At 34.0% G+C, this 12115-nt stretch carries 10 protein-coding genes; 2 read left to right on the forward strand and 8 right to left on the reverse strand.

Annotated elements, in window-relative coordinates; all coding sequences use genetic code 11:
- Nucleotide 1: 1 nt before the first annotated feature.
- The 6 genes from C0Q33_RS02725 to C0Q33_RS02750 all read right to left on the reverse strand — a co-directional run bounded on the left by C0Q33_RS02725 (nucleotide 2) and on the right by C0Q33_RS02750 (nucleotide 8297).
- A complete protein-coding gene (locus tag C0Q33_RS02725) occupies nucleotides 2–2800 on the reverse strand; it encodes a hypothetical protein (protein ID WP_101477061.1) in 2799 nt (932 codons plus the stop codon).
- A 31-nt stretch (nucleotides 2801–2831) separates the two neighbouring features.
- Nucleotides 2832–3731 (reverse strand): glycosyltransferase family 2 protein, encoded by a 900-nt coding sequence (locus C0Q33_RS02730; RefSeq protein ID WP_177996792.1) that lies wholly within the window; start codon nucleotides 3729–3731, stop codon nucleotides 2832–2834.
- Nucleotides 3732–3813: 82 nt separating this feature from the next.
- A complete protein-coding gene (locus C0Q33_RS02735; RefSeq protein ID WP_101477062.1) occupies nucleotides 3814–4749 on the reverse strand; it encodes a GDP-L-fucose synthase family protein in 936 nt (311 codons plus the stop codon).
- A gap of 50 nt (nucleotides 4750–4799) precedes the next feature.
- Complete coding sequence (locus C0Q33_RS02740; protein WP_101477063.1) at nucleotides 4800–6080, reverse strand: DegT/DnrJ/EryC1/StrS family aminotransferase; 1281 nt, start codon at nucleotides 6078–6080, stop codon at nucleotides 4800–4802.
- 4 nt (nucleotides 6081–6084) lie between these two features.
- Nucleotides 6085–7050, reverse strand: coding sequence for an NAD-dependent epimerase/dehydratase family protein (locus tag C0Q33_RS02745; RefSeq protein WP_449384863.1), 966 nt, complete (start codon nucleotides 7048–7050; stop codon nucleotides 6085–6087).
- A gap of 80 nt (nucleotides 7051–7130) precedes the next feature.
- Nucleotides 7131–8297: a glycosyltransferase family 4 protein gene (locus tag C0Q33_RS02750; protein ID WP_101477065.1), complete on the reverse strand. Its 1167-nt coding sequence runs from the start codon at nucleotides 8295–8297 to the stop codon at nucleotides 7131–7133.
- Between the two features lie 141 nt (nucleotides 8298–8438).
- Here C0Q33_RS02750 and C0Q33_RS02755 point away from each other — a divergent pair, with 141 nt between their 5' ends.
- Complete coding sequence (locus tag C0Q33_RS02755) at nucleotides 8439–9377, forward strand: NAD-dependent epimerase/dehydratase family protein (RefSeq protein ID WP_101477066.1); 939 nt, start codon at nucleotides 8439–8441, stop codon at nucleotides 9375–9377.
- A gap of 7 nt (nucleotides 9378–9384) precedes the next feature.
- Here C0Q33_RS02755 and C0Q33_RS02760 read toward each other — a convergent pair whose 3' ends face one another.
- On the reverse strand, nucleotides 9385–10224 hold the full coding sequence (locus tag C0Q33_RS02760) for a polysaccharide deacetylase family protein (RefSeq protein ID WP_101477067.1): 840 nt from the start codon (nucleotides 10222–10224) through the stop codon (nucleotides 9385–9387).
- 84 nt (nucleotides 10225–10308) lie between these two features.
- Here C0Q33_RS02760 and C0Q33_RS02765 point away from each other — a divergent pair, with 84 nt between their 5' ends.
- On the forward strand, nucleotides 10309–11364 hold the full coding sequence (locus tag C0Q33_RS02765) for a GNAT family N-acetyltransferase (protein WP_101477068.1): 1056 nt from the start codon (nucleotides 10309–10311) through the stop codon (nucleotides 11362–11364).
- A gap of 19 nt (nucleotides 11365–11383) precedes the next feature.
- Here C0Q33_RS02765 and C0Q33_RS02770 read toward each other — a convergent pair.
- On the reverse strand, nucleotides 11384–12115 hold a 732-nt coding region (locus C0Q33_RS02770), incomplete at its 5' end, for a glycosyltransferase family 2 protein (RefSeq protein WP_101477069.1).

The following is a 12115-nucleotide window of genomic DNA, read 5'->3' on the forward strand; positions in this document are numbered from 1 at the left end:
ATTATTTTATTATCTCTGAATTCCACTTGTCATAATCTATTTTATAAATTCTAAGATGGTACTTGAATCCATTTTCTGATGAATCAAATGTCTTAATTAGGAAAGGATACTTGTCATCATGATAATACACATCAATTAGAAAGTCTGGTCTGTTTTTAGAGTCATCTACAACTAAATCAGTCAGTCCTTGCTGCTTGCCAAATTTGATGTAATCTTCAAGTGATGTAAATCCATATGTAGATATGATTTTTGGATAAGGTGGAATTGAATCAGAAAGTGCTGGAAAACTCTTCAACTCTGACATTTTTGCAATCTCTATGTATCCTGCTTCTGGATAATAATCATTAACTCCCATTGTTGAATTGGTTACGTATCTTGATAATTCAAGAGCCTCTCTCTCATGCTGCTGATCTGTAATTTTGAGATGAAGGAAACCACCTGATGCTATTAAAACAAAAATGATTATTAGAATCGAAAATGCAGTTTGATTTCTCTTACCATCTGTGAAATATTTTACACCCAAAAGAGACAGGATGCTAAAGAATGGATACAATGGTAATAGGTATCGTGTGTCTTGTGCTTCTGAAAGGGAAAGTGCATACTCTGCAGGTATTGCCATTATGATTATTCCTATGATGATTATCATACTATTTCTATCTCGATTTTTGAAAATAGCATAGAGGCCAATTGGCAGCAAAAATACAAAGATTGGAACAAGTGACCAACCGGTCAATTTGAAAGCTCCCGAGATATCTTTCAGCCAATGTATAGAATTGGATCCTAGATTCACTAAATTCGATGCTTCACCGGATAGACGACTACCTAGAAAGTCACTTCCCTCTGATTGCGTTCGTATCAGTGCAACTGGCAACAAGATTAGAACAAAAATTGCTACTCCTATTGCAAATCTTGATATTTTTCTTTTTTCATTTCTGTTAAAAATAAAAAACCATGCTGAAATGGTAATAAATATGAAAATACCTTCCAAGCGTACAATGGTTGCAAGGGCGGCAATTCCAAAGGACGCATAAGTGTATAATCTATTCTTTGAAAGTATGAGACAAGAAGAGATTGCCAGCAAAAAGATGTACAGCGGTTCTGTGATTCCTAATAATGAATTCTGTATGACTCGTGGTTCGAGAACAAATAGGGCAGCACCAACTATGGAAAGAGTCTTGGTTAGAAATCTTTTACATAAATAATATAGAGGAATTATTGTCAAAACTGAAATTGTTATTGTAAGCACTCGTTGCAGATTCATGTATGCTAGAAAACTATTGAAGTGAAATATTGAAAAGAAAATTGCAAGAAATGACGGCCAGCCGTTGTTTGCAAGTCCTGATTTTGGAAAATGCCCAAGAATACTTAGGTCGTTAGCATACCAAAAATATTGTAATGCATCCAAAATCAGAGGTATTGTTGTATGGAAGAAATATAGTCTAAAAATTAATCCTATTGATGCAACTATTACTAGTGCTGCAATAATATTTTTTTTAGAGAACTCAAGTTTGCCTTCAAACATGGTAAATAAAGACGATGTGAAAATGTCATTTTTCTTAATGGGAATATCTTCTTGTTCTTTAGTTTGTATAACTTTGATTTCTCTTTCTGTATTTTGTATAACTTCGATTTCTTTTTCGGGATAATTCTTTCGAGTAACCCTATCTATTGTAATCAAGTATATTGCTTCTGCAAATGATGCTAGGACATATGCTCCAGCTACTCCATTTACCCCGTAAATCTTTCCCAATGTGAAAATAGACAAGATCTGTGTAAGTAGATATATGCCAGAACCAACTAGTACGATTCTACTTCTTTCTGCCCCCAAGAATTTTGATATGTAAATTAGATTTATCGACAAGGGTATTATTGCTAAACTTATGATCCTGATGACTCCAATAGATTCTTTGAATTTGGGAAATAAATGCGGCAAAACCAAGGGGGCAAGTAATATGCCGCTTGCTGCCAGAATTACTGATACTAGTATTGTAGCCCTTTTTAGCTTCTTGTTTGACCTTCCAGTGGAATCATGAGGCAGTATATACTGGTATACTATGTTGGGTATCATGCCTAAAAGGGAAAGAAACTGTAAACCAAGTTGATAATTTCCTAACAAAGCAAAACCTAACATTGGCGCAACAATCAGTTTGTCAGTTTGACCACTAAACGTCCTTGACAGATCTAGTACATAGCTATTCATCATAAAACCAAAGTGTGGTCTTATTAGAGAAACATTAGTTTTTGATTCCTTGAATCCATGGTATATTCTTGTAAAATATGGTAAGAATGAAACTGCATAACCAAGAATTATTCCTTGAGGTCCAATTAGATAATAGAAGCCTAGTGCAAATCCTACAAAAAGTATCTTTTGGGTTATGAGATATTTTGAATAGTCTTTGTATAACTTTCGACCTAGAATATCTGCAGTAGATAAACTAAACACAAGAGATCCAATGACATACAGACTTACTCCGAAATTCTTGAAAAGAATGAAAAGTATTACTGCTGCAATTGAAGTTGATATGACTGTAATTGCAAAAAGTGTGGACAGGATTTTTTCACCTTTGGCAGTAAAGACAATCGTAGTTGTACTTGCTCCTAGAAATGATACTGTTGAGGCTATACTTGCCATTGCTATGAAGTAGCTAATTTCTCCATAATTTGCAGTCCCTAACAAAGAAGCAACATAAAACCAAAAAATACCGGAAATTGCAGTTGATAATAAATTTGCTGAACCTAATGTTGTTAAATCTTTGAATTTTGCAAGAATCCTGTTTACCTTATTCAAACTAGCTGACATTTCTTATACTATATCGGACTGGAACAATTACTTATCCACTACGTTCTCTTACCACATTAACGAGGGAGTATAGCATAATAGATGTCATTGTTAACATTGTGCCCATAATTATAGCACCAATTCCTATCAGAGAAACATTAGTCCAAACTTGTCTTGTTGCTGCAAATATTTGTAGAGTCCACACAATGAAAAATAATCCAATTCCAAGAAAAGTTATTCCTGGTAGGCCATAAAATTTCAATGGATGTTCTATTGATATGAATTTCATTGTGCTCATTATTACAGATATTCCATGTGATACAGGATGATGAGTTGATGTATCGCCTTCGTACAAAACAATGATTGGAACTTCTTTGATTTTGAATCCTTTTTTGCCTGCCTTGATTAAAATTTCTGTAGATACTCCCATTCCATATTCTGATGGTATGATTTCTTGTATGACCTTTTTACTATATGCTCTAAAACCACTTTGGGAATCAGTTAGATTCAGATCAGAAGATGTATTTGTGATATTTGTTATAGTTTTAATTCCAGCTTTTCTATATTTAGGAACATTACTGTTATTCTGGCCTAGAAATCTAGATCCTATGGATATGTCTGCCTCATTTTTAATCAGTGGCTCTAATACAGTCTGAATGTCTTCTATTCTGTGTTGGCCATCGGCATCAAATGTGACCAGTATGTCTGCGTCTAATTCTTTTGCCTTTTGAAAAATACTTCTAATTCCTGCACCATATCCTAAATTCTTTGGATGATTGATAACTATGGCACCAAGCCTTTCTGCTATTTCGCCTGTTAGATCAGAAGAGCCATCATTACAGACTATGACCTTGTCTGCAACTTTTTGTAGTCTGATGATTATCTTTGCAATGTTATTTTCTTCATTATATGCCGGGATTCCTATCGCTATCAAAATTACTTTGATGTCCATCTTTGGCAGATATAAGCATACCATAAAATTAGTATTATTTCTGGTTAGAATCTATACGAAATTGAAAAAATTGTAAAATAATCTATGCCTTATGTGTATTTTCAAACCATTCTATTGTTCGTCTCAATCCCTCTTCCATGCTGATTATGGGAGCAAAGCCCATCTCTCTTTTTGCTCTATCTATGTTAAGACAACGTCGTGGTTGTCCATTTGGTTTTTGAGTATTCCATTTAATGATGAGATTCTCAGCATTCATCAGTTTCTTTAACAATTCCACCAGTTCTTTTATTGTAATCTCTCTTCCACTACCTATGTTGATAGGATCATTTTTTTCATATTTTTCTGCAGCAAGTATAGCAGCTCTTGCTGCATCGTCAACATACAAAAAGTCACGTGAGGGACTTCCATCGCCCCATAATTCAATTTCTGACTGCTTTGAGATTTTTGCATCATGAATTTTTTGAATTAATGCGGGAATAACATGAGATGTATTAGGATCAAAATTATCTTCAGGACCATAAAGATTTGTAGGTAACAGAACAATTGATTTAAAATTATATTCTTGTCTATACGCCTCTGATTGAACCATCATCATCTTTTTTGATAAGCCATATGATGCATTTGTTTCCTCTGGATAACCATCCCAGATTTGATCTTCTAAAAATGGAATGTGTGCAAACTTTGGGTAACTGCAAACAGTTCCTATTGCAATGAATTTTTCTACTCCATTTTTTCTACTCTCTTCCATCATTAATGTGTCCATCATGATATTGTCAAAAAATACCGAAGCCGGATGTTCTTTGTTATATCCAATTCCTCCAACGTTACCAGCGGCATGAAATACAATGTTTACATCCTTTGTAATTTCTGAACAATTCTCAACTTTTCGTAAATCGCAGGTATCTGAACGTGGTACTATGATATTCTTGACTCCTTTTTCTTGTAAAAGTTTCACTATTCTTGAACCTAAAAATCCAGATCCTCCTGTAACTACAATTTTTTTGCCTTTTAATTCCATTTTACAATCATTCCATTTACTCTAATGACTGATACTCTTAGAATAACTAACTATTTCTGTGATTTCCATAGTTTTCTCTCTATGAACTGTGCTATTGCATCAACTATGTACTCTTTTTCCTGTTTTCCTATTGCGTGATGATTTCCAAAGAAAAATGAATTACGCATGGCCAATTTTGAATTCTCTAATTTACCATACTTGAGATGAGGAATGAATTCTATTGTTGGCTGTTCTATAAAATTGCCTGACATTATTGGCCTGGTCTGAATTTTCTTTTTTTGTAGGTAACTTAATAGTGATTTTCTAGTAAATGGTGATTCTTTTCTAATTGTTAGAGGATAACAAAAATCAACTGACCTAGTACGTGGATCCTCTTTAGTAAGGATAAAGTAATCTTTGTATTGTGAAAATCTTTTTGTCCAGAACCTTGTGTTTTCTTTTCTTATTTTTATGAAATTCTCTAATTTTTTTATTTGATGTATCCCAAAAGCTCCTTGAATCTCGGTTGGTCTTAGATTATATCCTGTATTTACAAACATGTATCTAGGATCAATTTCTTGATGTTTTTTTATGAACTTACTCCTAAGTTTAAGATCTCGAATCCAACCAAATGCCCTTAATGCTTTTGACAACTCATGCAACGATTCATTGTTTGTCACAATCATTCCTCCTTCAATGGTAGTAATGTGATGAGAAAGAAAGAAGCTAAAAGTTCCTATGTCTCCTATTGTTCCTACTTTTTTACCCTTGAATTCTGCACCATGGGCTTCACAACAATCCTCCATGATTAGAAGATCTTTCTTTGTGGCTACTTCTTTTACTACTGACATGTCACAAACATTGCCAAGCAAATGTACTGGTAATAACAAAGAAGTATTGGATGACACTGCCTTGTCCAAGTCATCCGTTTTCATACAAAAATTCTCTAAATTGATGTCAACAAATTTTGGTTTTAGATTGAGATTGTTTATGGGATAAACTGTTGTTGCCCATGTAACTGCAGGTGTTATTACTTCGGTATTTTTTTTTATTCTTTGTGAAAACCAAGGATTGGTTAGCGATGATAATGCTATCAGATTTGCTGAAGAACCTGAATTTACCATTGACGCAAAACCGGATTTCAAATATCTTGAAAAAAGGCCTTCGAATTTTTTTACCTTGGAACCCATTGTAACATTTGTTGTAAGCAAAGAATCTAGTGATTCTATTATCTCATCTGGACCAAAAGCCGGTTCGATTAATTTTATTGTAGTTTTTCCAGGGATGAATTGGTGCTTTGTTTCAAATTTTTTTTTTATTAATTTGATGATTGCTGGATCTACTGAAGTCATGACCTCACTTCTTCTGAGTTAGGTTCATTCTGTATATTTTTGCCCATCCTTCAAAAGGTGTAGCAAAATCTGGTGAATTGGTCTTCATCCAATCAATTGTTTTTGTTAATCCTTCTTCAATGGGTATCTCTGGCATCCAATCTAGCATCTTTTTTGCTTTTCTGTAATCACAAACAAGTTTTTGAACATCAAAGGGCCTAAAGCGTTCTTTATCGATTACTATCTTTACATTCTCTCCGATAATTTTTGCTATTTGCATGACTAGATCTTTTATTTTATAACTTGTGTTGCTTCCCACATTGATGGTTTCACCTATTGCTTTTTCTGCTGTAAGGCCTGCTATCATTCCCCTTGCTGTATCTGAAACAAATGTGAAATCTCTTGATGATTCAACATTTCCTAATTTTACAAAATTTCTGTTGTGGAAAATCTGGCTTATTATTTCAGGAATTATGTATGGCTGAGTAATTCTTGGTCCATAGCTATTGAATGGTCTTATGATGACTGCTGGTAATCCATGCTCTTTATGTAATGTAAAGACTGCTCTCTCACCTGCAAGTTTGCTTGCAGCANNAGGATCTTCTGACATTGGAACAGTTTTAGCGGTACCATACACCTCACTGGTAGAAATGTGAACAAAACCTTTGATTCGTTTTGATCTAATTGCTGCCATTGTTACATTAATTGTACCCTCTGCATTTACCTTGAAAAATTCTCCAGGATAGTAAAATGAATCTGGAATAAATGGCAGTGCTGCCAAATTTATTATGTAATCTGATTTGCTTACAACATCATTTACTTTAGATGGATTTGTAATAGAGCCTCTGACTTGGGTAACATTTGGAATTTTATCTATGTATCTTCTTCTTCCTGAGGAATAATTATCAAATACTATTATTTTTGCACCCAAACTATGGAGTTGCCTTACAACCTCGGAACCTATGAAACCTGCTCCACCAGTAACAAGCACTCGTTTATCTCTAAGCTTGCTGTTCTTGGTCAATGGAAAATCTCTTGTACAACTAATATTAGAATCATTTGTTTGTAAATCTATCTTGTAGCTTCATCAAAAATTTCTTTTAGTATAGAGTTTTTGTGTTCAATGGAAAACTCTCCACTCTTGATAGTTTGAGCAGCTTCTCTTCCTATGTTCTGACGCAAGGATGAATCTTCAATCAACATTCTCATACAGTCCTTGGTTTTTTCAATCACGGCTGATCTGAATTTCTTCATTGTATTTATGGGAGGATTGGAGTATTCATTTGGAGATCCATTCTTAGTGTATAGTAATGTAGAATCTGGCAAGTCAATCAACATTCCATTTTTCATGTGAGTGATGGCCTCTGGTATATTGTAGAGATTTGTTGCTATTACTGGAATTCCATAACTCATGGCCTCTAGAGTTGATAAATTCATGGCCTCATATCCTATGTGTGGAAATACATCTGTAGAACGGTAAAGTTCCTCCAACTGCTCGTATGATAACTGAGAATCTATTATCTTGATGTTCGGATACTTGGATACTCTTGCTCTGACCTCAGGAGTTACACTTGAACGAATTACAAGTTCAAGATCATCATACTTGTCCTGTATCTGGATGAACGCTTCTACATTTTCGTATAATCCCTTGTACCTCTCTCTCATTCTTCCACACTGGTTTATGCTGCCAAGAAAAAGCATCCGTATTCCAGATTTTTTAGGGACTCTCTCAATATTTTTTGGAGATACTGTATATCTTACAACCTTGATTTTATCTTTGAATCCAGTACAATCCATGGAATTCAGAACAGTATTTGCACCCCACTTACTCCATGGAAGAATGGCCTTGCATTCCCTTGACCTTAATTTTTTTGAAATTAGATTTTTTACCAAATTAATATTACAGTAACCTGCAAGCGCATTTACAAACTCAAGATCTACAACCCATGGCTTTTCTGTCTTGATGAGATGCTGCGCTGCAAATATTAGATCACAGTTTTTGTAATCAACTTTCTCTCCGGCAAGTTGTGTAGTAAGATATGGAAATGCACCAAACTGATACAAGAATCTTTTATACAAATTACTGTCTACTTGGAATGTAATCTTTGCAAGTTGACTTTTTTCCATATCTCCAGGTGTTGTAATTTTGTAACCAGGAGGAGGATTTTTGATCATTTCATTGTACAATCCATGTAATACTGCACCCTTGAATCGAGTTTTAAGAACTATATTTTTCAATCTTGTATTTTTTCTTGTTTACACTATATTACTCTTCAATCGGTATCTATTCTTGAAAATCCGATAAAATTCATCATATGAGATAATATTAAATCCAAACTCTGTAATGTTATAATGATTGATTATTCTAGGGTGCAGTAAATGAGAGTACTAATTACTGGTGGTACAGGATTTGTGGGAAGCCACCTATGTGATGAATTGTTAAAGGATGGACATGAGGTCACACTTTTGGCAAGAAATGACAACAAGAAACAAAACGTTATGCAAAATCTAGATAAAATACGTCTGGAATATGTTGATGTCACAAATTTTGCACAACTTGAAAAAAGTATAGAAGATAACAATCCTGAAGTTATATTTCATTTAGCTGGTGAGACATCCCACAAGAAATCATTTGATAATCCACTCTATGATGTAGAGGTAAATTCAAAATCCACTCTATGTATTCTTGAGAAGATTAGAAAAGTAAATCCAAAATGCAGGTTCATCTTGGGCAGTACGTTCATTGTAATAGGAAGACCTACTCAACTTCCAGTTACTGAAGAAAGTCCTTGTAATCCAACGACCATTTATGGAATCAATAGACTATCAAGTGAGCATTTTTCAAAAATATATCATAACGTATATGGTTTGGATACGGTATCATTTAGGATAACAAATTCTTTTGGACCGCGAGAACAGTCAGAGACTGCAATAAAAAACGCATTAAACTTCTTGATACATCAGGCATACAAGGGAGAAGAAGTCACAATTTACAACAAAGGTCAGTTCTTCAGAGATGTGATTTACATCTCTGATGTTGTCTCTGCACTTAAAACTATAATGCATAAAGGACAATCTGGAAATTTATACTGGATCTCATCTTACAAGAAAACCTGGTTTTATGAGATAGGAACTTGGTTAGAGGAACTAACAGGTGCTAAAATAAAATACATCGATCCTCCCCAATATACTGAAAAAGTCGATGTTGGAAACTTTCTAGTGGATAATACAAAACTTTGCTCTCTGGGATGGAAAGTTGACATTCCAGTAAGAAATGGAATAGAAAAAACAATCCAATTCTTCAAGAATCAAAAATAATCTTTAATTAATTTATAGAATTTTCTGAGATAAATCTCTCAAAAGAAGTAAATTTGAATTTCTTTATCAGACTATCCATTCTTGATAATGCTTTTCCAATATTGTGATATGTTATGAAACTATCCGAGAAAAGCAACTCTACCTTTGGCATTAATTCTGGTGTAAGTTCCCATGAATGGATGAAAAATGTTGCCGGAATACCTTTCTTCATGTTGTTTTTGATTGCTCGCTCGATAATCTTTGGCGGTAAAAATCTAAGATAAAACCCACCACAAGCAGGAATGGTATATCCCAATAGTTTTGTAGTCAATAAAGGAAACTCGGTTATTTTTCCAGAAGGGTCATTTTGTTCTAATGATGAACTGCTTATCTTGTATGGCTTGATGTCTGCATTTGGAATTCCATACAATTTTGTTTTTGCAGGCATCACACTACTATCGTATAGATAGTTATTCTCTGCTAGTGTATCTATGAGCCAAGAACTGGAATGATTTAGCGAAAAAGACGGTGCTCTAAAACCTCTGGACTTTTTGGAAGTTAGCTTGTCAAACAGTTTGATTTCTTCTGTAAACTTCTCTTTAAAGTTTGGAGAGTCAATTCGTGTGTGATACATGGTATGAAATGCAATCTCATGTCCACCATTGATTATTTTGTCCAATAATTCCGGTTTTGCCTCAAGCAGCTCTCCTACTACAAAAAAAGTTGCAAAAGTTTCATTCTTTCGTAGCCAATCTAGTATCTTGTCTATTCCATTTACTACTGTGGGTGTCTTGTCCAATCCAGTTATGTGTCTCTGGATTAATTCTGGATGAAACCAATCTTCGAAATCTATTCCTAGTAGATTCAATTACTATTCTTTGAGCTCCTGCCAAGTTTATATCCTTTGAGAGTTGACAAATACTCTTATTTTGCATGAATAAAAAATAGTTGTATGAAATTTTCCCAGTCTGACAAGTTGAAAGAAGATAAAGATCAAATTCTTAGATTAACAAGAAAAATTTTTGGAGATGTGGAAATTTCAAAATCTGATTTCTTTGATTGGCAATATCTGAATAATCCAGAGGGTGAGGCCATTGTAATAACTGCAAAAGATGATGATAAACAAAATACAATAGTTGGCGTGGAATCTATTTTACCAATGAATATACTTGTGAATCAAACAATTGTAAAAGCTTCATTGTCATGCAATTCGTATGTTGATCCAGATTATAGAAACAAAGGAATTTTTTCAAAATTGATTTCTATGGTACTAGAGCAATCCATGAAAAAAAATATTTCATGTATCTATGGTGTAGCAAATGACAATTCATTTAATTCGTTTGTAAGACAAGGATCTTATGAGATCTCAAACATGCCTATTTTATTTAGGCCATTAAGATTATCACACTATTTTTCATTTCCTATTAGTGCTGTGTTACGCATCTTTGATAATATTTGGAAGGCAAAAAAAAGTGTCAATCCAAATGTTGTTGAATTTAATGGCCATTTTGATGAATCTTTTGAGATACTTGCCACAAAAGCAAGTCAAAGGATTCCTGTTATAAAACAGAGAACAAAAGAATTTCTTAACTGGAGGTATAGGAATAGTCCTACTAGGCAATACAAGACCTTTGTTTTGAGGAAAAATTCTGTACTTGAGGGATATGTAATTACAAGAAAAACCGAGATAAATGGAAAATCTGTAGGAGTTATTGCTGACTTTATGGTAGATTCAGATGCAAATCCTGCAGGAATCAAAGACTTGGTACAAATTGCACTTGATGACTTTTGGAAATCTGGTGTCTCGGTAACCATTGCCATATCTGGACCTCTAACAGTAGAGTATCAACTGCTTTCTAGTGCTGGCTTTAAAATTGCTCCAAAATTCCTAAAACCCCAGTCGGCTCACTTTATACTAATTAATTCAGATCCAACCAGAAAAGACTTGGAACAATTAAAAAAATATGATAATTGGTTCTTTTCATTTGGAGATTATGACGTTTTCTAGATCTAATTACTGAAATATGTTATGATATTTTCTTTACTATCTTGCTTAGACTAGAAATTGTAGAATTAAATATTTTATTTGCAATAGAGCCTGAAAGAAAATTAGGTATTGACATTTGATCAGGAAGATTTCTTATCAGTTCCTTGTCTGTAATTATTTTTTTGGACTCTAGTTCTACATATTTTTTTGATATGTGTTTTCTATTTTTTAAAATATCCCAATATGCTCGTAATTTTGCCTTGCCAAATCCTTTTGAAAAATAAAATACCAGAACCATCAATTCAACAACTGTAAGAGCTGGCAACATTTTGTAAAATGTATTTTTTGAATAGTGTGTCAGTAAGCAGTAGTGTCGGTTTCTTTCTAACCAAAAAAACTTTTGTGCACTCCATTTTAGATTGTAACTTGCTAAATGATATATGACAGCAGAAGGAACATAGCATGATTTTATGCCTAATTGTGCTGCTCTCCATCCAAGTTCCAAGTCATCATGATACAAAAACAAGAACGGATCAAAATGACCTATCTTATCTAGAACTTTGATTGATGTAAACAGACATGCTCCTGAGGCATAGCCGATGTCTTCTGGGATATTGTATTGTCCCTTGTCTGTCTCGCCCCTTCCTTTTGGATAGCCAAAACCAAATACATGTAACATGTTTCCAGCACTCTCAAAAATGTTATTCTCAAATGCCAATATTTTTGGCTGGTACAGTGCATCTCCTTGTTTTTTGCATGCTGTTACAAGTTC

The sequence above is a fragment of the Candidatus Nitrosotalea bavarica genome (assembly GCF_900167955.1).
GTDB classification, from domain to species: domain Archaea; phylum Thermoproteota; class Nitrososphaeria; order Nitrososphaerales; family Nitrosopumilaceae; genus Nitrosotalea; species Nitrosotalea bavarica.

Bases quoted from the DNA above. Each gene is read 5' to 3' on its own strand.
- C0Q33_RS02755 (WP_101477066.1), top strand. From the start codon at position 8,439: ATGAGAGTACTAATTACTGGTGGTACAGGATTTGTGGGAAGCCACCTA.
- C0Q33_RS02725 (WP_101477061.1), bottom strand. From the start codon at position 2,800: ATGTCAGCTAGTTTGAATAAGGTAAACAGGATTCTTGCAAAATTCAAA.
- C0Q33_RS02735 (WP_101477062.1), bottom strand. From the start codon at position 4,749: ATGGAATTAAAAGGCAAAAAAATTGTAGTTACAGGAGGATCTGGATTT.
- C0Q33_RS02740 (WP_101477063.1), bottom strand. From the start codon at position 6,080: ATGACTTCAGTAGATCCAGCAATCATCAAATTAATAAAAAAAAAATTT.
- C0Q33_RS02730 (WP_177996792.1), bottom strand. From the start codon at position 3,731: ATGGACATCAAAGTAATTTTGATAGCGATAGGAATCCCGGCATATAAT.
- C0Q33_RS02765 (WP_101477068.1), top strand. From the start codon at position 10,309: ATGAAATTTTCCCAGTCTGACAAGTTGAAAGAAGATAAAGATCAAATT.